The following is a 26,765-nucleotide window of genomic DNA, read 5'->3' on the forward strand; positions in this document are numbered from 1 at the left end:
GCTGTGCGCTGCTGCGTCAGGTGAGGGCGACCCGGAACCGGTCGGGGGCGCCGTCGAAGACGCCGCCCGAGACGTCGTCGCTCCCGTCCCGCCGGACCGCGTCCCCGTCCGGCCGGAGGACGTCCCGCACCACGAAGGCCATCATGATCAGGATGGTGATCGCGCGTCCCCAGACGGCGGTGAAGTAGGTGTCACCGGCGATGCCCAGGTGCTCGTTGCCCTCCTGGATCCCGACGAGGTACAGCCAGATCGCGAAGAAGTACCAGCACTCGGCGGCCATCCAGAGCGCGATCGGCTTCCAGTTCGGACGGGCCAGCACCGCGAAGGGGATCAGCCACAGGACGTACTGCGGCGACCAGACCTTGTTGGTGAGCATGAAGGCGGCCAGGGTGAGGAAGCAGAGCTGCATCAGCCGGGGCCGTTCCCGGGCGGTCAGCGTCAGCACCGCGATGGCCGCGCAGAACGCGACGAGCGACAGCACGCCCAGAGTGTCGAGCCGGTCGGCGTCGCCGACGATCGGCCACTGCTTCTGGTTGAAGAAGTACCAGAGCGAGCCCCAGTCGGCCGGCCGCTCCTCGCTGAAGACGTAGAACCGCTTCCAGCCGTCGAACGCGAAGACCATCACCGGGACGTTGACGGCCAGCCAGGCGCCCGCCGTACCGGCGGCCGTCTGCAGGAACGGCTTCCACCGGCCCGTCCGCCAGGCCAGCAGGAAGAGCGGGCCGAGGAACATCAGCGGGTAGAACTTCGTGGCGATGGCCAGGCCCAGCAGGACGCCCGCGAGCCACTGCCGCCGCTTGGCCCAGGCGAGCAGCGCGCCGAGCGCGAGGGCGTTGGCCGCCAGGTCCCAGTTGATGTACGCGGTGAGGATCAGGGCGGGCGCCAGGGCGTACCAGAGCGCGTCCCAGCGGCGAGACGGACCGGCCAGCGCGGCCATCAGCAGCACGCCGACGACCAGGCAGATCGCCATCAGGATCACGGTCAGGTCGTAGAACACCGTCCCGGCCGCCGTGGTGTTCGCGTCGCCGGGGATGATCCGGCGGAAGAACTCCATGATGGCCCCGATGCCCACGGGGTACTCCACCGGGAAGTCGACGTAGGGGACCATGCCCTCGTTGAGCTTCTCGTTCCACCACAGCGGATAGATGTCGGTGTAGCAGAAGTTCGTGAACTGGAGCGTGCCGTGGTTCCAGGCCCCGCCGAAGCGGCACGGCCACTTCCACACGTAGGCCAGGACCGCCCCCAGCCCCGCGAACAGGGCCAGGGGCAGGTACGGCACCGCCCGAACGCCGAAGTTCGTCAGCGACTCCGGCAGCGGGTCCTCGGTCGTCCGGACGCCCATCAGGACCGCCGACCGCTCGGTGACGGCGTCGGCTTGGGCGTGACCGCCGGCGGGGTGCCGCCGACGTTCGTGTTGAAGCCGCCGTCACCACCGCCGTCACCGCCGTCACCGATGCCGCCGTCGCCGACGCCGCCGTCGCCGATGTCCGGGGGGCCGCCGTCGGCCCCGGTCTCGCACGCCCAGTCACCCGGCGCGCACCGCATCCCGTCGGGCGTCTCCGGCATGCCGTCGCCCGGCCAGCCGTCGCCGTCGCCGTCCATGGTGGGCGTCGGGGTGGGCGAGGGCTTCGGGGTGGCCAGGTTGTTCACGTCACCGGCCCCGGCCTTCGGCGGGAACTGCTTGACCTCGTCCTTGGCGGTCACGGCGGCCATGTAGTCGTGCCAGATCTGGGTGGGGGTGCCGCCGCCGCCGATGAAGGAGGGCATCGGCTCCTCGTCCCAGTAGATCGTCTTGCCGTCGTACTTCGCGGGGTCGGCGACCTGGCCGAACTTGTTGACCTTGATCCGCTTGCGCCCCGGCTCGCCGCGCGGCCTGTCGTAGGGCACGTCCTTGGACATGCCGACCGCGGTGACGAGCTGCGGGGTGAAGCCGACGAACCAGGCGTCCTTGTACTCGTTGTTGGTGCCGGTCTTGCCGGCCACCGGCCGCACGCCCAGGTTCGCGGCGGTACCGGTGCCGCCCTTGACCACGGCCTGCATGGCGAAGGTCGCGTCGGCCGCCGACTCCGGGCTGATCACCTGCTCGGGCCGCTTCTGCTCCGCCGCCAGCAGGGTCCCGTCCGGGCCCTTCACCTCCTTGACGGTGTGCCACTTCACGTGCTTGCCCTCGTTGGCGAAGATCGAGTAACCGGCGGCCTGCTCGACCGCGGTGACCGCGGCGCTGCCGATGGTCACGGCGTACTTGTGGTTGTCCACCGCCCAGTCGACCGAGTTCTTCCCGCCGTAGGAGGGGTGCGTCTTCGCCCGCTCGCCGACGCCGGCCGCCTTGGCGACCTCGGCCACCTTCGGCAGGGTGACCTTCTCGCCCATCTGCACGAAGACCGTGTTCACCGAGCTGGCCATGGCCTTGACCATGTTGATCGGGCCGAAGTTCTGCTTGCCCGAGTTGCTGATCGGCTTGGTCCCGGGCATCTCGATGGTGCTCTTGCCGTCGACGTAGCTGTCCAGCGAGTAACCCGCCTCCAGCCAGGCGGCGAGCACGTACGGCTTGAACGCCGAGGCGGCCTGCTTGAGGGAGTCGAACGCGCGGTTGTTGAAGTCCTGGGTGTAGTCGTCACCGCTGTAGAAGGCGAGCACCCGGCCGTTCCTGGGATCCACCGAGGCCACCGAGGCGTGGATGGTGGAGTCGAGACCCTTCGTCCTGGCGTTCACCGTCTTCTTGGCGTCGATCATCATGTCCTTGTCGAAGGTCGTGACGATCCGGAGTCCGCCGGTCTCCAGCCGCTCCTCGTCGAAGCCGCGCGCCTTGAGCTCGCGGCGCACGATGTCGAGCATGTAGCCCTTGAGGCCCTTGTTGACCTCGGAGTGCTTGACCTCCTCGAACTTCAGCTTCTCGAACGGCGCCTTGGCGTACTTGCCGTACGCCCCCGGGTTCATCAGGTTCATACCGCTGAGTGCGTACTCGTAGCGCTCCTTGGTCGCGGCGAAGTTGCCGCTCTGCTCCAGGGTGTCGAACCGGCTCGGGTTCTGGATGCGGCCCGCGAGGTAGGCCGCCTCGGGCACGCTCAGCTCCCAGACGTGCTTGCCGAAGAACGCCTTCGCGGCCGCCTCGATGCCGTTGGCGCCGCGGCCGAAGTAGATGGTGTTGAGGTACCGGGTGAGGATCTCCTCCTTGGACAACTGCTTGTTGACCTTGACCGCGACGAAGATCTCGGTGATCTTCCGCTTGGGGGAGATGTCCTTGCTGATGCCCTCGTAGTAACCGCGGACGTACTGCTGGGTGATGGTCGACGCGCCCTGGATCTGGGTGCCGCTGACGGTGCTCCAGACCGCCCGGGCCATACCGGTGAAGTCGATGCCGCTGTCCTCGCGGAAGCTGCGGTTCTCCACGGCGATCACCGCGTCCTGGACGTGCCGGGGGATCTGCTTGTACTCCACCGGGACGCGCTTGACACCGATCGTGGCGAGCTTGGTCTTGCCGTCCCGGTAGTAGATGACGCTGCCCCGGTCGTTCACGTCGTCCTTGGGCAGCTCGGGGATGGGGGTGTTGGCGTAGGCCACGGCGATCATGCCGAAGACGCCCGCGGTGAGGATCGTGAAGCCCGCGAGCACGATCTTCCAGCTCGGGATGAAGCGCTTCCAGCCCCTGCGGCCCGGCTCGTCCTCCGCCGTGGGATCCTCGGGTCCGCCCGGACCGCCCGGACCGTCCGGACCGCCCGGTCCACCTGAACCGCCGCGTCCGCCCCGGCCCCGCCTGCCCCGCCCGCCGCCGTCACCCGGCGGGCGGCCGCCTCCGGCCCCGGCGGCCTGCGCCGCCATCATGGACTGGGTGTCCTCGAAGGCCGCCTCGGGTCGGCGGCCCCGCGGATCGGTGTCCTGCCGGCGCACGCCGCCCGGACCGCCCGCCCGGCCCGGACCCGGTCCGGCGGGTCCCGCCGGCCCACCCGGGCCACCCGGGCCGCCCATGACAGGGCCCTGCCTCGGGTCGGGGCCCGCCGGGGGACGGGAGTCCGGGCCGCGGCCCTGCGGAGCCGTGCCGTACCGGGGATCGGCTCCGCGGCCCTGCGCGGGCGCGCCGTACCTCGGGTCGGGGCCCTGTCCCTGCGGCTGTCCCTGCGGCCTCCCCTGCGGCGCGTACGGCTGCGACGGGGGCAGACCCCGGTTCGGGTCGCCGGTTTGGGACGGCGGGCCCGGGGGGACGGTACGGGGAGCGGCGGCTCCCGGGTTCGAGCGACGGCGCCGCCCCTGACGAGCCGATCCGTCCGGGCGCTGTTGAGGCCCGCTCGGCTCCGGGTCATGGCTGCTGCTGTAACTCAACGCGTCCTCGTTCGGTCATCGGGGTCTACGACGGCGTGCAGGCGCGGGTGAGATTACCTCTTAGGCAGGGGGCATCTCAGCACCTTGGCTCACTAGTAGCCGACCTCTTCGGGGGGATCTCCGTTCCCGGGGACGAATACGCCCTCCGGGCGGCTCCGGGAGCAACCGCGACGGGCCTCTCCTGCGCAGACGTGAAATTCCCCGTGCCCATCGGCGGTCCGGAGCGCGCGCGGGCCTGAGCCCACCACCGCTCGCTGTGACCACATAACGGCCAGACTACGGCTTTTTTGCGTTTGCTCCCAACCCCTTGGGAAAGTCGCCCGTTGCCGAGTATGTCGCGTCGACGTATCCTCCTGATGTATCGGCTCGATACATCGGCGCGAGAGGTGGTGGTTCCAGTGGCCGGTTCACGAGGCGGCGTGCTGGAGCTCGCCGTGCTCGGGTCGCTGCACGAGACCCCGCTGCACGGCTACGAACTGCGCAAACGGCTCAACGCCCTGCTCGGCATGTTCCGCGCCTTCTCCTACGGCTCGCTCTACCCGTGCCTGCGCCAGCTGCTGACGGACGGGCTCATCATCGAGGAGGAGCCCGCCGCCGAGAGCGCCGTCCCTCTCACCGGCCGCCGGTCGAAGATCGTCTACCGGCTGACCGCCGAGGGCAAGGAGCGGCTGCAGGAGCTCCTCACCCAGGCCGGCCCGTCCGCCTGGGAGGACGAGAGCTTCGGCATCCACTTCGCCTTCTTCCGGCACACCGAGGCCGAGGTGCGCCTGCGCATCCTCGAGGGACGCCGCAGCCGCCTGGAGGAGAGGCTCGACGCCGTGCGCACGGCCCTGGCCCGCACGCGCGAGCGGCTGGACAGCTACACCCTGGAGCTCCAGCGCCACGGCCTGGAGTCGGTCGAGCGCGAGGTGCGGTGGCTCAACGAGCTGATCGAGACCGAGCGGCGGGGATCCGCGGCGAGCGCGGCGCCGGACGCCGGGGACCGGAGCTCCGCCGCGGGCGGGGAACCGCGACCGGCGCACGAAGAGACGTCCCGGGCGCCCTCGCCCGGAACCGATGGTCCGGAGCGGCTCGCCGCTCCGGAGGACAACTGATCAAAAAGGACTAAGGGGAGCGAGTGCCATGGGTTCGGTGCGCGTAGCCATTGTCGGTGTGGGCAACTGTGCCGCGTCGCTCGTGCAGGGCGTGCACTACTACAGGGATGCCGACCCGGGCACCCGGGTGCCGGGCCTGATGCACGTGAAGTTCGGCGACTACCACGTCGGCGACGTCGAGTTCGTCGCCGCGTTCGACGTCGACGCCAAGAAGGTCGGCCGCGACCTGTCCGAGGCGATCGTGGCCTCGGAGAACAACACCATCAAGATCTGCGACGTGCCGCCGACCGGCGTGACCGTGCAGCGCGGCCACACCTTCGACGGCCTCGGCGAGTACTACCGCGAGATGGTCGAGGAGTCCGACGACGCCCCGGTCGACGTCGTGCAGGCGCTCAAGGACGCCCGCGTGGACGTGCTGGTCTCCTACCTGCCGGTGGGCTCGGAGGAGGCGGACCGCTTCTACGCCCAGTGCGCCATCGACGCCAAGGTCGCCTTCGTCAACGCGCTGCCGGTGTTCATCGCCTCCGACCCCGAGTGGGCGCAGAAGTTCACCGACGCGGGCGTGCCGATCGTCGGCGACGACATCAAGTCCCAGGTCGGCGCGACCATCACGCACCGGGTCATGGCCAAGCTGTTCGAGGACCGCGGGGTGGAGCTGCTCCGCACCTACCAGCTGAACTTCGGCGGCAACATGGACTTCATGAACATGCTGGAGCGCAAGCGCCTGCAGTCCAAGAAGATCTCCAAGACCCAGTCGGTCACCTCGCAGATCCCGCACGAGATGGCCAAGGCCGACGTGCACATCGGCCCGTCGGACCACGTGCCGTGGCTGGACGACCGCAAGTGGGCCTACGTCCGCCTGGAGGGCCGCTCCTTCGGCGACACCCCGCTGAACCTGGAGTACAAGCTGGAGGTGTGGGACTCCCCCAACTCCGCCGGCGTCATCATCGACGCCGTCCGCGCCGCCAAGATCGCCCTCGACCGGGGCATCGCCGGCCCGATCCTCTCCGCCTCCTCCTACTTCATGAAGTCCCCGCCGGAGCAGTACTCCGACGAGGAGGCCCACGAGTACGTCGAGAAGTTCATCCGCGGCGAGGTCGAGCGCTGACCTCCTCGCCCTGAGAGCCCTCCGCCCCTCCTGGGGCGGAGGGCTCTTCTCCAGGCCGGTTGCAGGTGAACTACGCCAGAGTGAACGAAGAGGGTGCACGAATCCGATCCATGAGGAGCAGCGATGGGACACGAACCATGAGTTCCCTCCGCTGGGTCGCGATGTCGTGCATGGCGCTGATCACGGCGGCCGCCATCTACGTGCACGCCCTATGGAGTGGAGAATTCGCGACGCTGCTCCCGCTCGACGAATACTGCACGAGCAGGCCGTTGGGTTCCCCATATGTCTCCTGGACCTGGTTCCCGATCCGGCATCTCTGCCATTGGGAGGACGGGACGACGACGGACCTGGTGCCGGCCTATGTCAATCCGATTCTGGTGACGTCTCTGGTGGGGGCCGTGTTCTGCACGGTCATGGCCGTTCGAGCACGGAGGCAGGAAAGATGATCTTCAACCGCCGCTTCTCCCGGCAAAAGGGGTATCCGTATCCAACTCCGCGCACCGTCCGTCCCGTCGCCACCTGCTGACGGCCGAGGCCCGGCGTCGCGGCGACGTCGTCCTGGTGACACTGGCCGACCTCTACTGACGGGGTTCGCCGGATGGTCCGCATGGTTCGGCGGGCAGGTGAGGCCCGGTGCTTCGGACGGGGTCAGTGGCCGCCGCCCGCCAGGTTGAGGCCGACGACGCCGCAGAGGATGAGGGCGATCGAGGCGATCTTGACGGGGGACGCGTCCTCGCCCAGCGCGATCATGCCCAGCGTGGCGGTGCCGACCGCGCCGATGCCCGTCCAGACGGCGTAGGCCGTACCGACGTCGAGGCTCTTGAGGGCGAGCGCGAGGAGTCCGAAGCTGAGGACGGCCGAGACGGCGAAGCCGATGCTCGGCAGCGGCGCGGAGAACCCGTCGCTCAGCTTCAGCGAATAGGCCATGGCGACCTCGAACAGGCCGGCGACGACGATCATTATCCAGGCCATGACGGCTCCCTCCGATGCAGGAGCGTCGTCTTTGCAGGCCGGGTACGGCGCGTCTCGTCCGGGCGGTTCCCGGAAGCGGGACCGCGTCGACGACAACGGCGGCGGTCTCCCGGAGATTCCCTCCCGGGATCAGCGCGCGGCCGGCGGGAGGGCGGCGGGGTCGGCGACGGGCCAGCGCAGGGGATCGGCGCCGAGACCGTCGAGGTGGGGGACCTGCTCCCGGCACCACGGGGAGATCGCCAGGCTCCCGTCGAGCACGCCCCGGGCGAACTCCTGCCACGGCGTCCACCGCACCTCCCCGACCTCGTCGGGGTTCGGCGCGGCCGCGGTGGCGGCCCCGGCGTCGACGACGACCCGGTAGACCGGGCAGAGCTCGCGCTCGACGACGCCGTTGTCCATGACCGCCCGGTAGGAGAAGCGCGGCAGCAGCAGGTCCGCCGCGACGACCGTGAGCCCGAGCTCGTAGTCCAGCCGCCGGACCACCGCGTCGTGCGTCGGCTCGCCCGGCAGGGGGTGGCCGCAGCAGCTGTTGGTCCACACGTCCGGCCAGGTGATCTTGTGCGACGCCCGCCGGGTGAGGAGCACCCTGCCGTCGGTGTCGAACACGTAGCTGGAGAAGGCGAGGTGGAGGGGGGTGTCGGGGCCGTGCACCGCCGCCTTGGGGGCCGTGCCGACCGCGTTCCCGTCGACGTCGACGAGCACGACGTGTTCATCAGGTGTCACGGATCGAGAGTACGTGATCATGTCTGCTCATCACGCCCACTCTGCAACACGGGCGGAAAGTCCATATATGTCACATGGTTGCCGTTCGGTGGTCTCAGGGACATCCCCGATCCCCCAAGCCCGTCCCGCACGTAGGCTGAGCCCGTGTCATTCGTATCCGATCTACGCGTCGTCCTGGAAGGTCGGGACTTCCGGCGGCTGTACGGCACCCGCCTGGTCTCCCAGTTCTCCGACGGGATCTTCCAGTTCGCGGTGGCCGGATTCGCGTTCTTCAGCCCGGAGCAGAGCACCAGCGCCGTCCAGATCGCCGCGGGCCTGGCCGTGCTGCTCCTGCCGTACTCCGTGCTGGGGCCCTTCGTCGGCGTGTTCATCGACCGCTGGTCCCGGCAGCGGATCCTGGTCGTCGCACCGCTGGTCCGGGGCACGCTGCTGGTGGCCACCGCGGCGCTGCTGGCCGGCGGCGCCCCCGACGCCGTCTTCTACGCCGCCGCGCTCTGCGTGCTCGGGGTGAACCGGTTCTTCCTCGCCGCTCTCGGAGCCTCGCTCCCGCACGTCGTCCCGGCTGACCGGCTGATGGTGGCCAACGCGGTCACCCCCACCTCCGGCACCGTGCTGACCTTCGTGGGCGTGGGCGCGGGCATCCTGCTCAGGAAGGTCCTCGGCAGCGATGACCAGGGCGTCGCCGTGCTCCTGCTCGTCTCCGGCCTGATCTTCGGGCTCAGCGCGCTGATCGCCCGGACCATGGACCGGGCGCTGCTCGGCCCGGCCTACGACCCGGAGCGGCCGCAGGCCCGCGAGGCCGTACGGCACGTCGTCAGCGGCCTCGTCGACGGCGCGCGGCACATCGCAGGCCACCGCGCCGCCGCCGCCGCGATGGGCGCGATGGCCACCCACCGCTTCATGTACGGCATGTGCACGGCGATGCTCGTCATGCTCTCGCGCTACTACTTCGCCGAGAGCGCCGAAGACGCCCTGGACGCGGTCACCGTCGTGGTCGCCACCTCCGGAGTCGGCTACTTCCTGGCCGTGCTGGTCACCCCGTGGGCCACCGAGCGGTTCGGGCTGCACCGCTGGGTCCCGGCCATGCTCGTCACCGCCGGGGTGCTCACGCTGGGGCTGTGCGCGACGTTCCAGCAGTGGGGGTTCGCCGCGGCCGGCTTCGTGCTGGGCATCGCCGGGCAGAGCGTCAAGATCTGCGCGGACACGGCCGTCCAGCGGGACGTCGACGACGCCTACCTCGGCCGGGCCTTCTCCATCTACGACATGCTCTTCAACGGCAGCTACGTGCTGGCCGCGGCCTGCGCGGCGGCGCTGCTCCCGGCCGACGGCAGGTCGCTGACCGTGCTGGTCCTGATCACCGCCGGATACGTCGGCGGCGCCGTGCTCTACCGGGTCGTCAGGCGTCCCGGCCGATATCCGCAGCCGCAGCCGTGATCCGCGTCAGGCGTCCCGGCCGATATCCGCGACCGCAGCCGTCATCGCGGCCGTGATCCGCGCCAGGTCGTCGTCGTCCGTGGCGTACGGCGGCATCGTGTAGATCAGCCGGCCGAACGGCCGGAGCCAGACGCCGTGCCGCATGACGGTGTCCTGGACGCGCCCGACGTCGACCGGCTCCAGCGTCTCGACCACGCCGATCGCGCCGAGCACGCGCACGTCCTTCACCCCGGGGGCGTGCGCCGCCCCGGCCAGGCCCGCCCTCAGCCCCCGCTCGATCCGGGCGACCTCCTCCCGCCAGGGGCGCTCGGCCAGCAGGCCGAGGGAGGCGTTGGCGACGGCCGCGGCCAGCGGGTTGCCCATGAAGGTCGGCCCGTGCATCAGCGTGCCGATGCCCGCCGCCACCCGCTCGGTGCACAGCGTCGCCGCCAGGGACAGGTAGCCGCCGGTCAGCGCCTTGCCCAGGCACATGATGTCGGGCCGGATCCCCGCGTGGTCGCAGCCGAACAGCTCGCCGGTCCGGCCGAAGCCGGTGGCGATCTCGTCGGCGATCAGCAGCAGGCCGTGCTCGTCGGCCAGCTCGCGGAGCCGGCGCAGATGGGCCGGGTGGTAGAAGTGCATGCCGCCGGCGCCCTGGACGACCGGCTCGACGATGATCGCCGCCAACTCGGAGGCGTGCCGGGCGACCGTCTCCGCCAGCTCGGCGAGGTAGGCCTCGTCGTGGTCCGCGGGGGGCCGGGGGGCGAACACGTGCTGCGGGAGCGCGCCGGAGAACAGGTGGTGCATGCCGTTCACCGGGTCGCAGACGGCCATCGCTCCGAAGGTGTCGCCGTGGTAGCCGCCCCTGACCGTCAGCAGACGGTGCCGCCCGGTGAACTGGAAGGCCATCTTGATCGCGACCTCGACGGCGACCGAGCCGGAGTCGGCGAGGAAGACCTTCGGCAGCCCGGTCATCTCCGCCAGCGTGCGCGCCAGCCGTACGGCGGGCCCGTGGGTGAGCCCGCCGAACATGACGTGCGCCATGTCGGCGAGCTGCGCGGTCAGCGCGCCGTCGAGGCGCGGGTGGCCGTAGCCGTGGATCGCCGCCCACCACGACGACATCCCGTCGACCAGCTCGCGCCCGTCGGCGAGCGTCAGCCGCACCCCGGAGGCCCGCACCACCTGGTGGACCGGCACCTGCGGGGGGACGGAGGCGTACGGGTGCCACACGTGCGCGCGGTCGAGCGCCGGCACGTCCACATCGATCGCGTCCACCGCGCCACCCTAACCCGGTGCGCCGGCCGTCAGGCGGGCGGCACACCGCCGCTCGCGGTCCGGCCGCCCCGGCCGCGGACAGCCGGCCGGCACGCCGCGCCGGCCGCGGGCCGGATCAGCCGGGCAGCACGCCGTTGGCCGCAGCCCACTCGCGCAGGGCCTCGGCCGCGGCCTCCTTGCCGACGACGCCCTCGTCCATGCGCATGTCGAGGAGGAACTTGTAGGCGCGCCCGACCACCGGACCGGGCGGGACGCCGAGGATCTCCTGGATCTCGTTGCCGTCCAGCTCGGGACGGATCTTGCCGAGCTCCTCCTCCTCGGCGAGCCTGGCGATGCGCTCCTCGAGCTGGTCGTAGGTGCGCGACAGCGTCTGGGCCTTGCGCCGGTTGCGGGTGGTGCAATCGGCGCGGGTCAGCTTGTGCAGCCGCTCCAGCAGGTGCCCGGCGTCCCGGACGTAGCGGCGGACCGCCGAGTCGGTCCACTCGCCCGTGCCGTAGCCGTGGAAGCGCAGGTGGAGCTCGACCAGGCGGGCGACGTCGGCCACCACGTCCTTGGGGAACTTCAGCTCCGTCAGGCGCTTCTTGGCCAGCTGGGCGCCCACCACCTCGTGGTGGTGGAAGGAGACCCGGCCGCCGGGCTCGTGCCGGCGGGTCTTGGGCTTGCCCACGTCGTGCAGGAGCGCGGACCAGCGCAGGATGCGGTCGGGGCCGCCCTCCTCCAGGTCGATCGCCTGCTCCAGCACGATCAGCGTGTGCTCGTAGACGTCCTTGTGCCGGTGGTGCTCGTCGATCTCCAGGCGGAGCCTGGGCAGCTCCGGCAGGACGTACGCGGCCAGGCCCGACTCGACCAGGATGCGCAGCCCCTCGCGCGGGTTGTCCCCGCAGATCAGCTTGTCCAGCTCGTCGCGGATGCGCTCGGCGGAGACGATCTCGATCCGCCCGGCCATCGCGGTCATCGCGTCCAGCGCCGCCCGGTCCACGGCGAAGCCGAGCTGGCTGGCGAACCGGGCCGCGCGCAGCATCCGCAGCGGGTCGTCGTCGAAGGACCGCTCCGGGGGGCCGGGGGTGCGCAGGACCCTGGCGTGCAGGTCGTCCAGGCCGCCGTGCGGGTCCTCGAACTCCCGGCCGGGCAGCCGCAGCGCCATCGCGTTGACCGCGAAGTCGCGCCGGGCCAGGTCGCCCTCCAGCGTGTCGCCGTAGACCACCTCGGGCTTGCGCGACTTCGGGTCGTACGACTCGCTGCGGTAGGTGGTGATCTCCAGCAGCCAGTTGCCCTTGCGCGCGCCGACCGTGCCGAAGTCGATGCCGATCGTCCAGATCGAGTCGGCCCAGTCGCGGATGAGCTCCAGGACCGTCTCGGGCCGCGCGTCCGTCGTCAGGTCGAGGTCGTTGCCGATCCGGCCGAGGAAGACGTCGCGGACCGAGCCGCCCACCAGGGCGATCTCGTATCCCCGCGCGGCGAACAGCTCGCCGAGCTCGTCGGCGACCGGCGCGATCTTGCGGAACAGCTCGCTCATGCCGTGCCGCTGGCTCTCAGACAGATTTGAAAGGGACAAACCGGGTAGGTCCTTCGGTCAGGGAACACGTTCCCCACTGGGGAGACGCCGTACAGCGATCACCAGGCTACGTTCAGCCGCGGTCCGGGCGGAGCCGAGCGCCGAGGCAAGGAGGATCTGTATGAAGGACGCCCTCGCGATCCACCGCTGGCTCCTCGCACTCCAGATCCATCATGAGATCGTACGCCTTCCCCGCGTGTTGACGAGTGCCGACGAGCTGCCCGAGGTCCTCTCCGCGAGTCCCGCCACCTGCGTGGGCGTCTCCGTGTTCGAGGTCACCACCCGGATCGGTCCCGAGGTCGTCGCGACCGTCGCCCCCGTCGGCGCCCCGCCCCGGCCCGGCACCGTCGGCGGCGTCCTGGACGTGCGCCGGGTCCGCCCGGCCTCCGCCTTCACCGTGAACTCCGCCACCGACTACGCCGCCGGGCTGGTCTGCCCGCTGCTGCTCCCCGACGGCCTGACCGTGCTGGTGGACGAGCGGCTCACCAGGATCGACGGCCCCGTCCACACCCCCGCGGGCGAACGCCACACGGCGCTCCGGATCGACGCCGGCGACCTGCTCTCCCTCGTCCCCGGGAAGATCGTCGACCTGTCCGTTCCCCGGCCCCGAGGAGAGCCGATGACCGCCCGGCTCGTCGGATAGGCCATAGCATTGCGGGCGTGCGCCGTATTTCACCCTTGGCCGGCACGTGATCCGCAAGCACGTGCCGCTCGTCGTCCTGCTCGCCACGCTGCTCTCCCTCGCGGCCGTGGCCACTGGCGGCACGGCGACCGCAGGAACGACGACGGCGGCCCGCCAGACCCTGCAGCTCGTGATCGCGTCGATCACCCCGGACCTGCCGAAGGAGCCCGCCACCGAGATCAGGGTCTCCGGCACGCTGGCGAACACCGGCACCGAGGCCCTGACCGGCCTGCGCTACCGGCTGCGCTACTCGGCCCAGCCCTTCGCCCGCCGGGCCGACATGACCGCCTACCTGAGCGGCCAGGAGCACGTCCAGCCGGGCGGCCTGCGTGACGAGAGCTGGCTCCAGCAGCCGCTGGCGGCCTCGGCCAAGCTGCCGTGGGAGTTCGTCTTCACCCCCCAGCAGCTGGGCCTGTACCGGTTCGGCGTCTACCCGCTGACGGTCGAGGTGGTCGACGCCGCCGAGCAGAAGCTCGCCGTGCAGCGCACCTTCCTGACCTACCTGCCGAAGGGGACCAAGATCCCGCGGGCCTCGCGCACCCGCCTCGCCGTGGTCCTGCCGGTCATCGACCAGCCGCACCGCGCCGACGACGGCGCCCTCCTCGACGAGGACCTGACCGCCGGCCTGGCGGAGGGCAAGCGCCTCGACGACCTGCTGAAGACCGCCCAGGGCGTCTCCTCCGCCAAGGGGGTCACCTGGGTGGTCGACCCCGCCCTCCTCGACGACGTGCGGACGCTGGGCAGGGCGCACCGGGTGAAGGCGGGCGCCGAGACGGTGAGCCGTCCCGCCGACGCCGCGGCGACCCGGTGGCTCGGCGCCCTGCGCACGGCCCTGGCCGACTCCCCGGTCGTGGCCACCCCCTACGCCGACCCGGACGTGGCAGCCCTGGCCCACAACGGCCTCGACGGCACCACCCGCAAGGGCGTCGCGGCGGCCGCGCGGACCGGCCGGGAGATCCTCGGCCGCGACGTCGCCACCGACGTCAACTGGCCGGTCGGCGGGGTGATCGACCACGACGGCCTGGACGTCCTGGCCGTCGCCGGGGTCCGCAGCGTGCTGCTGAGCGAGGCCAACCTGCCGCCCGCCGCCCCGACCGCCACGGTCCCGGGCGCCGTCGCCCAGCCCCCCGCGACCACCCCGGACGCCGTCGCCACCCTGCAGAGCGTGAGCGGCCCGGTCCAGGCGCTGGTGGCGGACCCGGTGCTGAGTGACATCGTCGGCGCGACGGCCTCCAGCCCCGACTGGGCCCTGCTGAACCGCCGGCGCTTCATCGCCGAGACCGCGATGATCAGTGCGGAGCCCGTCACCGGCCGCAGGACCGTGGTGGCCGCCCCGCCGCGCCGCTGGTCGCCCGACCCGGCCTACGTCACCGGTCTGGTCGAGACGGCCGGGTCCCTGCCCTGGCTCTCCCCCGCCACGCTCGACGCGGTCAAGCCCGGCAAGGTCGTCACGCCGCGCGCCGGCCTCACCTACACCCCGCAGGACCGGAGCCGGGAGCTCGGCAAGAAGTATCTGACGGGCGTCCGGCGGGTGGGCGAGCGCGCGAACCTGGCCACCTCCGTCACCCACGTCACCCCGGACGCCCCCGGGGACGACTCCGGCAGGTTCGACCTGGCGCTCCTCCGGCTCGCCTCCTCCGCCTGGCGGGACAGGGCCAGGGCCGCGGAGCCGTACGTCGAGCAGCTGCGGAGCACCGTCGACGGCCGGATCGACCAGGTGAGGATCGTCGGCGGCGAGCAGGCCGAGCAGATCCGCACCCTGGCCGGGGAGGACGGCGAGGTGCCGATCAGCGTCCGCAACGAGCGCAGGGGGAGCGGCAGCACGGTCGCGGTCCGGGTCAGGGTGACCTCGCAGAAGCCCGGCCGGCTGAGGATCGAGCCGTACGAGGACCGGATGGTCATCTCCGGCGGGCAGACCCAGACCGTGCGGATCCCGATGACCATCACGGGCGCCTCCGGCGGGCAGACCTCGGTGACGGTCCAGCTCACCACCGACGACGGCCGCGCGTACGGCCAGCGGGTCAAGCTCACCGTGCGGAGCACCGGCTACACCGGGATCGCGCTGGTGATCGCGGGGGCGGCCCTGCTGGTGATGCTGGCCGCGGTGGGCCTGCGCGTCCTGCGCCGCCGGGGGGCCCGCCGGGCCGCGACCGCCACCCCGCCCCGGCGGGCGAGCGTGCCGGCCGGCACCGAGTCCTGAAGCCCGGGTCCCCGACGAGGCCCCGGCCCCACACCCCCCAGCCGGCAGGCGTTCACCAAGCGGAGGAAGAAGCATGAGCAGGGTCCTGCGTGCGAGCGCGATCATGGCCGCGGGCACGATGGTCTCCCGCGTCACGGGCTTCGTCAAAGCCGCGGTGCTCGTGGCCGCGCTCGGCAGCGCGCACATGGGCGACGCCTACACCGTCGCCAACGCGATCCCGTTCATCCTGTTCGACTTCCTCATCGGCGGGATCCTGAGCAGCGTCGTGGTCCCGTCGATCGTGCGGCGGCAGAAGAGCGACCCGGACGGCGGCCGGTCCTACGAGCAGCGGCTGCTGACGATCGGCACCGTCGCGCTGATCCTGCTCACCGCGGCGGCGGTGCTGCTCGCCGGGCCGCTGATCGGCCTGTACACCGACGACGGCTGGAGCGACCGGCAGACCGAGGTCGCGGTCATGCTGGCCCGGTACGTGCTGCCGCAGATCGCCTTCGTCGGCGTCGGGGCGCTCGCCGGGGCGATCCTCAACACCCGCGACCGCTTCGCCGCGCCGATGTGGGCTCCGGTGCTCAACAACGTCGTGATGATCGGCGTCCTGGTCCTCTACCTGGTGACGGCGGGCCGCTCGGGTGCGGACGTCGAGGCGGTGAGCGACGCCGACCTCGCCCTGCTCGGCCTCGGCACCACCGCCGGGATCGTGGCCCAGTGCCTGGTGCTGATGGTCTCGCTGCACCGGGCCGGCTTCCGCTTCCGGCCCCGGTTCGGCCTGCGCGGCGCAGGCCTGGGCGAGATGGGCCGGACCGCCGGCTGGGGCATCGTCTACGTGCTCATCACCCAGGTCGGCTTCTGGGTCACCACCATGATCGCCTCCGGCGCGGGCGGGGAGGCGGAGGGCGCGGGGAACACCGCCTACGCCCAGGCGTTCCAGCTCTTCCAGCTCCCCTACGGGATCATCGCGGTCTCGGTGATCACCGCGATGCTGCCCCGGATGAGCCGGTCGGCCGCCGAGGGGGACCTCGGCACGGTCCGCGACGAGTTCGCCTCCGGCGTTCGCCTGGTCGCGGTCCTGCTGGTCCCGGCCGGACTGCTGCTGATGGTGCTGGGGCCGGCGGTCACCGTGCTGATCTACTCCTGGGGAAACAACACCCTGGACAACGCCGTCTACATCGGCAACGTGCTCCAGGTCTTCGGCCTGGCGCTGGTGCCGTTCTCGCTCTTCCAGCTCCTGCTGCGGGTCTTCTACGCCTTCGGCGACACCCGCACCCCGGTCTTCATCGGAGCGGGCAACACCGCGGTGAGCATCGGCCTCAGCCTCCTGTCCGCCGCCGTCCTGCCGCCGCGCTACGTCGTGATGGGACTGGCGTGCGCGCTCACCGCCGCCTACGCGACGGGCACCGTGGTCGCCTGGATGCTCGCCTCGCGCCGTACGCGGGGGCTGAACGGGCGCGTGGTGGCCTCGGGGCTGTCCCGGATGTACACCGCCGCCCTTCCGGGTACGCTGGCGGCTCTCGGTGTGCTCTGGCTCACCCGTGAGCTGGCCGGTCTGACCCCGCTCAGCGCGGCCGTCATGCTCGCGGTGGGCGGCGGGGCCGGCCTGGCGCTCTACCTGGTCGTCGCGCACCGCATGCGCATCCCCGAGGTGAGTTCGATCGTTGGAATGGTCACAGGACGAGGACGCCGGTGACTCCGATGTTTTCCCCGCCCGTCCGGTAGGGAGAACACGGGTGGAACGGTGCGGCACTACCATGGTGCGACGCGTGTGACGACGCGCGGTGAGTGGAAGCAGGAGGGCGTGGGCGGATCCACCCGGCATCGTGTGATGAGGCCTGACGTGCCCGCAGGGCGCGACGCTGACGCGTTCCCAGTTTCGGAGAGTTCATGAGCACCTCCTCGGCGATCGAGCCCGGCACGAAGCTGGCCGAACGGTTCCGGCTCGAAGACCGCGTCCACGAGTCCAACGGGGCCACGCTCTGGAAGGCCATCGACGAGGTGCTCGCCCGGCCCGTCGCCGTCCACACCTTCGATCCCGACTTCCCCCGCCTCAACGAGGTGGTCTCGGCCGCCCGTACGGCCAGCCGCCTCACCGACCCGCGGCTGACCCAGGTCTTCGACGCCACCGAGGACGACGGCTGCTCCTACGTCGTCAGCGAGTGGGTGACCGGGGACAACCTGGCCGACCTGGTCGCCGCCGGGCCGATGGAGCCCGAGCGCGCCGCCGCACTGGTCGCGGAGGTCGCCGAGGCGCTGGCCCACGCCCACGAGGCCGGCGTCCCGCACCTCTGCCTGACCCCCGAGCACCTGGTGTGGACGGCGGGCGGCACGGTCAAGCTGCTCGGCCTCGGGGTCGACGCGGTCCTCGCCGACGTGGTGCACGACAACATGCGGGTCGAGGACGCCGCCCGCGGCGACGCCGAGGGCCTCGGCCGCCTGCTGTACGCCGGGCTGACCGGCCACTGGCCGGGCGAGGAGGCCCCCGGCGGGCTGCCCGTCGCGCCGACGGACAACGGGCACTACTGCACGCCGCGCCAGGTCACCGCCGGCGTCCCCGGTTACCTCGACACCATCGTCTGCCGGGCGCTGCTGCCGGAGAGCAAGCGCGGCCAGACCCCGCTGGCCAGCCCCGCGGAGGTCGCCGAGGCGCTCAGCTCGGTGCCCCGGCCCGCCCCCATGCCCATGCCCGCGCCGCCGCCCGCCCCTCCGGTGACGGCCTCCCGCTCCGAGGGCCTGGACACCGCCGCGTCCCCGCAGCGCCACACCCCGCCTCCGCCCCCGCCGTACCGGCCGGTCCAGCAGCCGCACCCCTCCGGGGGCGGCGGGGCGCTCGGCAAGGTGGCCGTGGGGCTGGTCGTCCTGCTGGTCATGGCCGCGGTCGGCCTGGGCGCCTGGACGCTCGGCCGCAGCATCGGCAACGCCGGCGACGCCCCGGAGGCCGGCGGCAGCTCCTCGCCCACGCCCACGACGGGGACCACAGCGACCCGCGAGGTGAAGCCCGACTCCGCCCAAGGCTTCGACCCGCTGGGCGACGGCGACGAGCGGAGCGAGCTCGCGTCCCTGGCCCTGGACGGCAAGCCCTCCACCGACTGGCACTCCGAGTCGTACCCCTCCGCCGACTTCGGCCGGTTGAAGAAGGGCGTCGGCCTGCTGATCGACCTGAAGGAGAGCGTGGCCGTCAAGGAGGTGACGGCCGACTTCGGGCCCGTCTCCGGCGGCACCGTGGAGCTCCGGGTGGGTGACTCCAAGGACCTCGACGACCTGGGCGCGGTGGCGAAGGCCTCCGGGCTGGGCGGCAAGGAGACCCTCACCGCCAAGTCCCCGAAGAAGGGGCGTTACGTCCTGCTCTGGTTCACCGAGGGCCCCTCCTACCAGGGCAAGTACCGCGCCCAGGTGAACGAGGTAAAGGTCCGCGCGGTGAAGTGACCGGTGGGGGCGGCGAGACGAAAGCGGTGTGATTTGATCTGGTTTACCGCTCTTCTTGCCGATCATGAGAGATTTCGTGGCACCATCTATTCCGTAGAGGTGTTCTCCCGGATCGGCACAGCAGGACTTTCCTTGTGAATTCCCCACCCGATACCCCGCCGACGGCGGATCAGCAGGAGGCGCGGACGGCCATGTCCGACGCCGATCTGCTGACCCGGCACATCGCCGGGGATCCGCACGCTTTCAGTGAGATAGTCAAGCGCCACCGAGACCGCATGTGGGCGGTCGCCCTGCGCACGCTGGGCGACCCCGACGAGGCGGCCGACGCCGTGCAGGACGCGTTCGTCTCCGCCTACCGCAAGGCGGACAGCTTCCGCGGCGAGGCGGCCGTCACCACGTGGCTGCACCGCATCGTGGTGAACGCCTGCCTGGACCGCATGCGCCGCAAGTCCGTACGGCCCGTCGCCGACGACGAGCTGATCGAGGCCGCCGAGCGCGAGACCCCGGTGCCCGACCAGACGGCCGAGCGCGAGGTCTCCATGGAGGTCTCGTCCGCGCTCAAGCTGCTCCCCGCCGACCAGCGGGCGGCCCTGGTGCTCGTCGACATGATGGGCTATTCGGTCGAGGACGCGGCCCAGGTCCTGCAGGTGCCGAGCGGCACCGTGAAGAGCCGGTGCGCACGTGGTCGCGCGAAACTTGTCCCCATTCTTTCGCATCTGCGGAACCGATCCGACCTGTCTCGCGTCTCATCGGCGAAGGGAGCAGAACTTCGTGACGGGTGATACGCACTACGACCTGGAGGTCCTGGCCGAACTGGCCGAGGGCCTCCTCGACGCCGCCACGGCCATGCGGGTTCGCGAGCATCTCGCGATCTGCGATCCCTGTGGTGAGAGCCTCGCCGACCTCGCAGCGGTCCGTGAGCTTCTGGCGGCGACGCCCACCCCGGCGATGCCGATGGGGGTCGCGCTCCGCATCGACCGGGCGCTGGCCGCCGAGGCCGAGAACTTCCGTGGAGGTGGAATCGGGCTGGTGGAAGCACCGGCCTGGGACGACATGATGCGCGACGCGCCCTGGGAGGCCACGCCTCCCCCGGCGCCGGAGCCCGAGCTCACCGCACCTGAGCCGGAGCCCGAGCGCGAGACCCGGCCCGAGCCGGTGCCGGTGCTGGGGGTCGTCGGCGACGACGGCACCGTGGTCCCGGTGACCCCGGCGAGGCGGCGCAGGACCGCGGGACGGCGCCGCTGGGCGTCGGTCGCCGCGGTGGCGGGAGTGGCGGCGGCGGTCGCCGGCGCGACCGTGATGGCGACCGGCATGCTGTCGGCGACCGGTCCGGAGCCGAAGCTGCAGATCGCCCAGCCCCTGCCGAGTGCGGCTACGAAGTACCAGCTGACCGACAGCAACTGGAACTACACCGACAAGGAGCTCCGCGGCTCGCTGATGGAGTACATCAGCCCGGCGCCCGTACTGGGCACGGCGGCCACCTCCGAGCTGACCCGCTGCGTGCAGCAGGTCTCCGCGAAGGTCGGCAGGCAGCCGTTCGCCGTCGACCGGGGCTTCTACAACGGGCAGGAGGCCAACATCGTGCTGTTCTGGCACGACAAGGCCGACAACCGCGTGCGCGTGCACGTGGTCGGCCCGTCCTGCGAGAACGTGCGCAAGCCCGCGCTCGCCAGCTGGCGCTGACCCCGCCCGGACCGCTCAGGAGCCCGGCACGGAACCCTCCGTGCCGGGCTTCGGCGTCACCGGGAATCACCGACGCCTAGGATCTGTTGACGCGACTGGCAACGGCAGAGGGAAAGGCGCAACGCGTGATGGACGTCCGCAATGTGATCATCATCGGATCGGGTCCCGCCGGTTACACATCGGCTGTGTACTCCGCACGCGCCGACCTCAACCCCCTGGTGTTCGAGGGGTCGGTCACCGCCGGCGGCGCGCTGATGAACACCACCGAGGTGGAGAACTTCCCCGGTTTCCCCGACGGCATCATGGGCCCCGACCTGATGGACGGTCTGCGCAAGCAGGCCGAGCGGTTCGGCGCCGAGCTCGTCGCGGACGACGTGGTCGAGGTCGACCTGACCGTCACCCCCAAGGTCGTCAAGACCGCCACCGGCACCTTCCACGCCAAGGCCGTCATCCTGGCCACCGGCTCGGGCTACCGCGAGCTGGGCGTGCCCAACGAGAAGCGGCTGTCCGGCCGCGGCGTCTCCTGGTGCGCCACCTGTGACGGCTTCTTCTTCCGCGGCCAGGACATCGTGGTCGTCGGCGGCGGCGACACCGCCATGGAGGAGGCAACCTTCCTCACCCGGTTCGCCGCCTCGGTGACCGTCGTGCACCGCCGGGACGAACTGCGCGCCAGCAAGATCATGCAGGACCGCGCGTTCGCCAACGACAAGATCCGTTTCGTCTGGGACAGCGAGGTCGTCGACGTCCTGGGCGAGGAGAAGGTCTCCGGCGTACGGCTGCGCAACCTCAAGACCGGCGAGGAGAGCGAGCTCGCCGTCACCGGCCTGTTCATCGCGATCGGCCACGACCCCCGCACCGAGCTGGTCAAGGGCCAGGTGGAGCTCGACGACGAGGGCTACGTCAAGGTCGCCTCCCCCTCGACCCGCACCAACCTGGACGGCGTCTTCGCCGCGGGCGACGTGGTGGACCACACCTACCGCCAGGCGATCACCGCCGCGGGCACCGGCTGCGCAGCGTCGCTGGACGCCGAGCGCTGGCTGGCCGAGCACGACGAGAAGTGACCCCCAGAACCGAGAGCAGTCGCAGGAACCCGGATACAAGGGAGCAAGCAGTGGGCGCCATCAAGAACGTGACCGAGGCCAGCTTCGAGGCCGACGTGCTCAAGAGCGACAAGCCCGTCCTCGTCGACTTCTGGGCCGAGTGGTGCGGCCCGTGCCGCCAGGTCGCGCCGATCCTGGAGGAGATCGCCGGGGAGCAGGCCGAGAAGCTGACCATCGTCAAGCTCAACGTCGACGAGAATCAGGCGATCGCCCAGCAGTACGGCGTACTCCAGATCCCGACGATGAACGTCTATAAGAACGGAGAGGTCGTGAAGCAGATCATCGGCGCCAAGCCGAAGGCCATGCTGCTTCGCGAGCTCGAGGGCATCATCTAGGCGGCCTCCGCGCGGGGCCCCTGGAGGGCCCCCTGCGGCCGGTCGCTCCCCACGGCGACGCCGGGCCGTACCACCCGCTTCCGAGCGGCACACCCACCCAAGTGAGAGCCCCCTCCCCCCGAGGGGGCTCTTGCGCGTCCGAAGGCCTGCCGGGAGCGCGGCGGCCTCCAGGGCGGCTCAGACGGGCCGCAGAGCCCTCTCCGGGCTCATCGACCCCAGGAGCCTCTCCAGTGCCACCTCGACGTCCTCACGCCACGAGACGGCGCTCTTGAGCTCCAGGCGGAGCCGGGGGAAGCGCAGGTGCGGCCGGACCGTCTTGAAGCCGACCGCCAGGAGATAGTCGGCGGGCATGACGCACGCCCCCGGCTGCTCCCACTTCAGGTCGCCGAACGCCTCGATGGCCCGCACCCCGCGCCGGGTCAGGTCCTTGGCCACGCCCTGGACCAGCATCCGGCCCAGACCGCCGCCGGAGAACTCCGGGACGATGTGCGCGGTCATCAGCAGCACGGCGTCGGCGCTGACCGGCGAGGTCGGGAAGGCCGCCGAACGGGGCACGTAGAGCGGGGGCGCGTAGAGCACGAAGCCGGCCGCCGCACCGTCCACATAGGCGATCTTGCCGCAGCTGCCCCACTCCAGCAGGGTGGAGGAGATCCACGCCTCCTTCTCCAGCCCCGGGTCGCCGGCCTCCAGGGCCCGGTCCCCGCTGACCGGATCGAGCTCCCAGAAGACGCACCGGCGGCAGCGGCGCGGCAGGTCGTCGAGGTTGTCGAGAGTGACGTTCACCAACCGACGCGACACCTGTTGGCCCCAATCGCGTGCGAGACGAGTGCCCAGGCCTTCCTGGCCACGGTGGGGAAACCCGCGAGAACCGCTTCCCCAGCTGGCATCGTAGCCCAGCGGAGGTCATCGTTTCAGGGCTCCGATCCCCCACGGGGAGTAGAGGTGCCACTGACGTACCCTGGTTTATCTAGCTTGAGCACGTTGTGCTCCTACGACGAGGAGGTGGACCGTGGCACCCCAGGACTCGGATCACGGTCGGACCGTCGCGGCCCACGGGTCGCGCATCGATGCCTACGTCGATCGGTACGCCGCACGGGCTACCGGGATGGTCGCCTCCGAGGTTCGAGCTCTCTTCGCCGTCGCGTCGAGGCCCGAGGTGGTCTCGCTGGCCGGCGGCATGCCGTACGTCACGGCCCTGCCCCTGGACGTCGTGGGAGAGCTCGTCGCCGACCTCGTGGCCCGCCGCGGCCCGGTCGCGCTCCAGTACGGCTCGGGCCAGGGTGACCCGCACCTGCGCGAGCAGATCTGCGACGTCATGCGCCTGGAGGGGATCGAGGGGCACGCCGACGACGTCGTGGTGACCGTCGGCTCGCAGCAGGCCCTCGACCTCATCACCCGCATCTTCATCGACCCCGGCGACGTCATCCTGGCCGAGGGCCCCTCCTACGTGGGCGCGCTGGGCACCTTCTCCGCCTACCAGGCGAAGGTCGTGCACATCGCGATGGACGACGAGGGCATCATCCCCGAGTCGCTGGCGCAGACCGTCTACGCGCTGCAGACCGCGGGCAGCCGCATCAAGTTCCTCTACACGATCCCCACCTTCCAGAACCCGGCGGGGGTGACGCTCAACGCCGCGCGCAGGGCGCAGGTGCTGGACATCTGCCAGCGCGCGGGCGTGCTCATCGTCGAGGACAATCCGTACGGCCTGCTCGGCTTCGACGGCGAGCCCATGCGGGCGCTGCGCGCCGACAACCCCGACGGCGTGGTCTACCTGGGGTCGTTCTCCAAGACGCTCGCTCCCGGCTTCCGGGTGGGCTGGGCGCTCGCACCGCACGCCATCCGCGACAAGCTGGTGCTGGCGATGGAGTCGGCCGTGCTGTCGCACTCCGCCTTCACCCAGCTCGCCGTGGGCGAATACCTCGCCACCCAGCCCTGGCGCGAGCAGATCAAGACCTTCCGGGAGCTCTACCGCGAGCGCCGGGACACCATGCTCTCCTCGCTGGAGTCCCTGATGCCCGCCGAGTGCTCCTGGACGCGGCCGAGCGGCGGGTTCTTCGTCTGGGCCACCCTTCCCGAGGGGCTGGACTCCAAGGCGCTCCTGCCCCGGGCGGTCGCCGAGCGGGTGGCGTTCGTCCCGGGCACCGGTTTCTTCGCCGACGGGAGCGGCGCCCGGAACATGCGGCTGTCCTACTGCTACCCGGAGCCCGAGCGCATCCGCGAGGGCGTGCGCCGGCTGGCCGGGGTGGTCGAGCAGGAGCTGCAGCTGCGCGACACGTTCGGCGCCGGCGCCTTCCCCGACCACATCGGGGTGGACACCCCGGGACCCGACCTCGCGTGACGCCGGCTCCCGCGTAGCGCGGTCCCACCGGCTCCGGCCCCTTCCGGAGCCGGTTTCCCCCGTGACGGGCCGCCGCGTGGGCCGGCCGCGGGGCGGTGCCGTACGGTGAACGCTGTCGTCCGGCGCCCGGCCCGACGACGAGAAGAGCGGTTCGACGGGCTCGGTGCGGGCCTGAAGGAGAAGGTGTGCGGATGAGTGATCTCGGCCATGTGCTCGTCCTGGCAGGCGGCCTGTCCTACGAGCGGGAGGTCTCGCTGCGCTCGGGGCGGCGGGTGAGCGAGGTGCTGCGTGCGGCGGGCGTCTCCGTCGAGGCACGCGACATCGACGCCTCCCTCGTCCCCCGGGTGCTGGCCGACCCGCCCAGCGCCGTCTTCGTGACGCTGCACGGCGGAGCCGGCGAGGACGGCGCCATCCGCTCGGTGCTGGAGCTCCTCTCCGTCCCCTACGTGGGCGCCAGGTCCGAGGCGTGCCGGGTCGCCTTCGACAAGCCCACCGCCAAGACGGTCGTCCGCTCCGCCGGTGTGCGCACCCCCGAGTCGGTGACGCTCCCCAAGGAGACGTTCCACGACCTCGGCGCCTCCGCCGTGCTGGCCCGGATCGTCGAGCGGCTGGGGCTCCCGCTGTTCGTCAAGCCCTCCCGGGGCGGATCCGCCCTCGGCGCCTCGATCGTGCGCACGGCCGAGGAGCTGCCCTCCGCCATGGTGGGCTGCTTCGCCTACGGGGACACCGCTCTGATCGAGCGCTGCGTCGAGGGCGTCGAGGTGGCCGTCTCCGTGGTGGACCTCGGTGAGGGACCCGTCGCCCTGCCGCCGGTGGAGATCGTCCCCGATGACGGCGTCTACGACTACGCGGCCCGCTACACCGCGGGCCGTACGGAGTTCTTCGCTCCGGCCCGCCTGTCCCCCGAGGTCGCGGCCGCCTGCGCCGAGATGGCCGTGACCGCACACGCCGCCCTGGGCCTGCGTGACATCTCCCGGACCGATCTGATCGTCGACGGGGACGGCCTGCCGCACTTCCTGGAGGTCAACGTCGCTCCCGGCATGACCGAGACCTCCCTCTTCCCCATGGCCGTCGAGGCCGCCGACCACGACCTCGGCTCCCTCTGCCGCTCGCTGCTGGAGCAGGCCGCCGCCCGCGGCGCGGCCTGAATCCCGCGCCTCCCCGCCCCCGGGTGAAGCCCTCCCGCCTCCGGGCGGACCGGCGCACCGCCTGATCGGCGGGGAGGGCGGCTCCCATACGCTGGCACTGTGCTGACCTCCACTCTCTTTCCCAAGAGCTTCGCCAGCGACAACCACGCCGGCGTGCATCCCAAGGTGCTCGCGGCCGTCGCGGAAGCCAACGCCGGAGACGCTCCCGCCTACGGCGCCGACCCCTGGACCCAGGCGATGGAAGACGCCTTCCGCAGCCAGTTCGGTGCGCGGGCGCGGGCGTACGCGATGTTCAACGGCACCGGGGCCAACGTCGTGGGGCTGGGCCTGGCGCTGCGCCCCTACGACTCCGTGCTCTGCCCGGCCACGGCGCACATCAACACCCATGAGTGCGGCGCCGCCGAGCGGATCCTCGGCGCCAAGCTCATCCCCCTCCCGGCGGACGACGGCAAGATCACCGCCGACGACGTCCGCGAGCACCTCTCCGTCGTCGGGAACACCCAGTACGCCCAGCCGCGCATCATCTCCATCTCCCAGGTGACCGAGTGCGGCACGGTCTACACCGCCGACGAGATCTCCGAGCTAGCGGAGTTCGCCCACTCCAACGGCCTCTTCCTGCACATGGACGGCGCCCGCCTGGCCAACGCCGCCGCCGAGCTCGGCTGTCCGCTGCGCGCCCTGACCACTGACGCGGGAGTGGACCTGCTCAGCTTCGGCGGTACCAAGAACGGGGCCCTGGGCGCCGAGGCCCTCGTCGTCCTCCGCCCCGAGCTGGACGCACCGGCGCTGTTCCTCCGCAAGCAGGGGATGCAGCTCGCCTCGAAGATGCGCTTCGTCTCCGCCCAGCTGACCGCGCTCCTCACCGACGACCTCTGGCGGGAGAACGCCGCCCACGCCAACGCGATGGCCCATCGGCTCGCCGACGGCGTCACCGATCTCCCCGGCGTCTCCCTCCGCTACCCGGTTCAGTCCAACGCCGTCTTCCCCGCCCTTCCGGAGAAGGCGATCGCCGAGCTGCAACAGCGCTATCTCTTCCACACGTGGGACGCTTCGGAGAACGTGGTCCGCTGGATGGCCGCCTTCGACACCACGCCCGAGCACATCGACACCTTCGTCAAGGACATCCGCGCCGTCGTACAGGCGGGATCCTGAAGCACCGGCCCGCGTGTTTCACGTGAAACACCGGCCGTCTCTCGGGCATCCCGCCCGGGACAGCGTCCACCAGGCCGTACGTTTCACGTGAAACACTGCAGCCGACTGTTCTAGCCGGCTCCGTGCGGTGGCCGATGGTTCGGCCGGGTCGGGCTCCGGTCATGTGGTGGTTTCCCGGCACATCCCGCAGGGTCGAGTCCCGTGCGGTGGCCGGTGGTTCCGGCTCCGTTTCGTGTGGTGGTTTCTCACCGCGTGT

The 26,765-nt window shown here is 71.4% G+C and carries 22 protein-coding genes and 1 riboswitch; of the genes, 15 read left to right on the plus strand and 7 right to left on the minus strand.

What is annotated here, in order from left to right; genetic code table 11:
• Positions 1-16: 16 nt before the first annotated feature.
• Together HS048_RS04005 and HS048_RS04010 are read right to left on the minus strand one after the other, a co-directional pair.
• A complete protein-coding gene (locus HS048_RS04005) occupies positions 17-1,342 on the minus strand; it encodes a glycosyltransferase family 87 protein (RefSeq protein ID WP_068900341.1) in 1,326 nt (441 codons plus the stop codon).
• On the minus strand, positions 1,342-3,888 hold the full coding sequence (locus tag HS048_RS04010; protein ID WP_196466178.1) for a transglycosylase domain-containing protein: 2,547 nt from the start codon (positions 3,886-3,888) through the stop codon (positions 1,342-1,344). Before HS048_RS04010 ends, HS048_RS04005 begins: the two co-directional genes overlap by 1 nt.
• Before the next feature lie 827 nt (positions 3,889-4,715).
• Here HS048_RS04010 and HS048_RS04015 point away from each other — a divergent pair.
• The 3 genes from HS048_RS04015 (at position 4,716) to HS048_RS04025 (ending at position 6,965) form a co-directional block, all read left to right on the plus strand.
• Positions 4,716-5,411 carry a PadR family transcriptional regulator gene (locus tag HS048_RS04015; RefSeq protein WP_196466179.1) on the plus strand — a complete coding sequence of 232 codons (696 nt, stop codon included), beginning with the start codon at positions 4,716-4,718 and terminating at the stop codon, positions 5,409-5,411.
• Positions 5,412-5,439: 28 nt separating this feature from the next.
• The gene (locus tag HS048_RS04020) at positions 5,440-6,519 is read left to right on the plus strand and encodes an inositol-3-phosphate synthase (protein ID WP_189238765.1); all 1,080 of its coding nucleotides are present in this window, start codon (positions 5,440-5,442) and stop codon (positions 6,517-6,519) included.
• 170 nt (positions 6,520-6,689) lie between these two features.
• A complete protein-coding gene (locus HS048_RS04025) occupies positions 6,690-6,965 on the plus strand; it encodes a hypothetical protein (protein WP_196466180.1) in 276 nt (91 codons plus the stop codon).
• Between the two features lie 202 nt (positions 6,966-7,167).
• Here HS048_RS04025 and HS048_RS04030 read toward each other — a convergent pair whose 3' ends face one another.
• Both HS048_RS04030 and idi read right to left on the minus strand, forming a co-directional pair.
• Positions 7,168-7,491 carry a multidrug efflux SMR transporter gene (locus tag HS048_RS04030; RefSeq protein ID WP_068900323.1) on the minus strand — a complete coding sequence of 108 codons (324 nt, stop codon included), beginning with the start codon at positions 7,489-7,491 and terminating at the stop codon, positions 7,168-7,170.
• A 19-nt stretch (positions 7,492-7,510) separates the two neighbouring features.
• A riboswitch (guanidine-III (ykkC-III) riboswitch) is annotated at positions 7,511-7,577 on the minus strand.
• A gap of 43 nt (positions 7,578-7,620) precedes the next feature.
• Entirely contained in the window at positions 7,621-8,214 is a 594-nt protein-coding gene (idi, locus tag HS048_RS04035; RefSeq protein ID WP_374058751.1) for an isopentenyl-diphosphate Delta-isomerase, read from the minus strand.
• Positions 8,215-8,358: 144 nt separating this feature from the next.
• Between idi and HS048_RS04040 the strand changes: the two genes are divergently transcribed.
• Positions 8,359-9,648 (plus strand): MFS transporter, encoded by a 1,290-nt coding sequence (locus HS048_RS04040; protein WP_196466182.1) that lies wholly within the window; start codon positions 8,359-8,361, stop codon positions 9,646-9,648.
• A 6-nt stretch (positions 9,649-9,654) separates the two neighbouring features.
• Here the strand turns inward: HS048_RS04040 and HS048_RS04045 are convergent, their stop codons facing one another.
• Both HS048_RS04045 and HS048_RS04050 read right to left on the minus strand, forming a co-directional pair.
• Positions 9,655-10,902, minus strand: a complete 1,248-nt coding sequence (locus tag HS048_RS04045) for an adenosylmethionine--8-amino-7-oxononanoate transaminase (protein WP_307832360.1) — start codon at positions 10,900-10,902, stop codon at positions 9,655-9,657.
• A gap of 115 nt (positions 10,903-11,017) precedes the next feature.
• A complete protein-coding gene (locus tag HS048_RS04050; protein WP_068900315.1) occupies positions 11,018-12,418 on the minus strand; it encodes a CCA tRNA nucleotidyltransferase in 1,401 nt (466 codons plus the stop codon).
• 160 nt (positions 12,419-12,578) lie between these two features.
• Between HS048_RS04050 and HS048_RS04055 the strand changes: the two genes are divergently transcribed.
• The 8 genes from HS048_RS04055 to trxA all read left to right on the plus strand — a co-directional run bounded on the left by HS048_RS04055 (position 12,579) and on the right by trxA (position 21,871).
• On the plus strand, positions 12,579-13,100 hold the full coding sequence (locus HS048_RS04055) for an aminoacyl-tRNA deacylase (protein ID WP_068900312.1): 522 nt from the start codon (positions 12,579-12,581) through the stop codon (positions 13,098-13,100).
• A gap of 46 nt (positions 13,101-13,146) precedes the next feature.
• On the plus strand, positions 13,147-15,339 hold the full coding sequence (locus HS048_RS04060) for a DUF6049 family protein (protein WP_196466183.1): 2,193 nt from the start codon (positions 13,147-13,149) through the stop codon (positions 15,337-15,339).
• 73 nt (positions 15,340-15,412) lie between these two features.
• Positions 15,413-17,020, plus strand: coding sequence for a murein biosynthesis integral membrane protein MurJ (gene murJ / locus HS048_RS04065; protein ID WP_196466184.1), 1,608 nt, complete (start codon positions 15,413-15,415; stop codon positions 17,018-17,020).
• Positions 17,021-17,214: 194 nt separating this feature from the next.
• On the plus strand, positions 17,215-18,753 hold the full coding sequence (locus HS048_RS04070; protein WP_068900305.1) for a protein kinase family protein: 1,539 nt from the start codon (positions 17,215-17,217) through the stop codon (positions 18,751-18,753).
• Between the two features lie 134 nt (positions 18,754-18,887).
• The gene (sigM, locus tag HS048_RS04075; RefSeq protein WP_084008702.1) at positions 18,888-19,535 is read left to right on the plus strand and encodes an RNA polymerase sigma factor SigM; all 648 of its coding nucleotides are present in this window, start codon (positions 18,888-18,890) and stop codon (positions 19,533-19,535) included.
• A complete protein-coding gene (locus tag HS048_RS04080; protein WP_068900300.1) occupies positions 19,525-20,436 on the plus strand; it encodes an anti-sigma factor in 912 nt (303 codons plus the stop codon). The genes sigM and HS048_RS04080 overlap by 11 nt, the downstream gene beginning before the upstream one ends.
• A 125-nt stretch (positions 20,437-20,561) precedes the next feature.
• Positions 20,562-21,497: a thioredoxin-disulfide reductase gene (gene trxB / locus HS048_RS04085; protein WP_068900297.1), complete on the plus strand. Its 936-nt coding sequence runs from the start codon at positions 20,562-20,564 to the stop codon at positions 21,495-21,497.
• 50 nt (positions 21,498-21,547) lie between these two features.
• A complete protein-coding gene (gene trxA / locus HS048_RS04090) occupies positions 21,548-21,871 on the plus strand; it encodes a thioredoxin (protein WP_068900295.1) in 324 nt (107 codons plus the stop codon).
• A gap of 177 nt (positions 21,872-22,048) precedes the next feature.
• Here the strand turns inward: trxA and HS048_RS04095 are convergent, their stop codons facing one another.
• Complete coding sequence (locus HS048_RS04095; RefSeq protein ID WP_068900294.1) at positions 22,049-22,669, minus strand: GCN5 family acetyltransferase; 621 nt, start codon at positions 22,667-22,669, stop codon at positions 22,049-22,051.
• Between the two features lie 307 nt (positions 22,670-22,976).
• On the opposite strand from HS048_RS04095, the gene HS048_RS04100 reads away from it, so the two are divergent.
• The 3 genes from HS048_RS04100 to HS048_RS04110 all read left to right on the plus strand — a co-directional run bounded on the left by HS048_RS04100 (position 22,977) and on the right by HS048_RS04110 (position 26,509).
• Complete coding sequence (locus HS048_RS04100) at positions 22,977-24,209, plus strand: PLP-dependent aminotransferase family protein (RefSeq protein ID WP_230881095.1); 1,233 nt, start codon at positions 22,977-22,979, stop codon at positions 24,207-24,209.
• A 191-nt stretch (positions 24,210-24,400) separates the two neighbouring features.
• Positions 24,401-25,357: a D-alanine--D-alanine ligase gene (locus HS048_RS04105; RefSeq protein WP_068900289.1), complete on the plus strand. Its 957-nt coding sequence runs from the start codon at positions 24,401-24,403 to the stop codon at positions 25,355-25,357.
• Between the two features lie 99 nt (positions 25,358-25,456).
• Positions 25,457-26,509, plus strand: a complete 1,053-nt coding sequence (locus HS048_RS04110; RefSeq protein WP_196466185.1) for a low specificity L-threonine aldolase — start codon at positions 25,457-25,459, stop codon at positions 26,507-26,509.
• Positions 26,510-26,765 lie beyond the last annotated feature (256 nt).

It is taken from the genome of Planomonospora sp. ID91781, from assembly GCF_015711595.1.
GTDB classification, from domain to species: domain Bacteria; phylum Actinomycetota; class Actinomycetes; order Streptosporangiales; family Streptosporangiaceae; genus Planomonospora; species Planomonospora parontospora.

What these genes read in the sequence shown, in the direction of transcription:
- HS048_RS04020 (WP_189238765.1), top strand. Translation starts at nt 5,440, where the DNA reads ATGGGTTCGGTGCGCGTAGCCATTGTCGGTGTGGGCAACTGTGCCGCG.
- HS048_RS04005 (WP_068900341.1), bottom strand. Translation starts at nt 1,342, where the DNA reads ATGGGCGTCCGGACGACCGAGGACCCGCTGCCGGAGTCGCTGACGAAC.
- HS048_RS04025 (WP_196466180.1), top strand. Translation starts at nt 6,690, where the DNA reads ATGGCGCTGATCACGGCGGCCGCCATCTACGTGCACGCCCTATGGAGT.
- HS048_RS04105 (WP_068900289.1), top strand. Translation starts at nt 24,401, where the DNA reads ATGAGTGATCTCGGCCATGTGCTCGTCCTGGCAGGCGGCCTGTCCTAC.
- HS048_RS04030 (WP_068900323.1), bottom strand. Translation starts at nt 7,491, where the DNA reads ATGGCCTGGATAATGATCGTCGTCGCCGGCCTGTTCGAGGTCGCCATG.
- HS048_RS04050 (WP_068900315.1), bottom strand. Translation starts at nt 12,418, where the DNA reads ATGAGCGAGCTGTTCCGCAAGATCGCGCCGGTCGCCGACGAGCTCGGC.
- murJ (WP_196466184.1), top strand. Translation starts at nt 15,413, where the DNA reads ATGAGCAGGGTCCTGCGTGCGAGCGCGATCATGGCCGCGGGCACGATG.
- HS048_RS04055 (WP_068900312.1), top strand. Translation starts at nt 12,579, where the DNA reads ATGAAGGACGCCCTCGCGATCCACCGCTGGCTCCTCGCACTCCAGATC.
- HS048_RS04100 (WP_230881095.1), top strand. Translation starts at nt 22,977, where the DNA reads ATGGTCGCCTCCGAGGTTCGAGCTCTCTTCGCCGTCGCGTCGAGGCCC.
- HS048_RS04070 (WP_068900305.1), top strand. Translation starts at nt 17,215, where the DNA reads ATGAGCACCTCCTCGGCGATCGAGCCCGGCACGAAGCTGGCCGAACGG.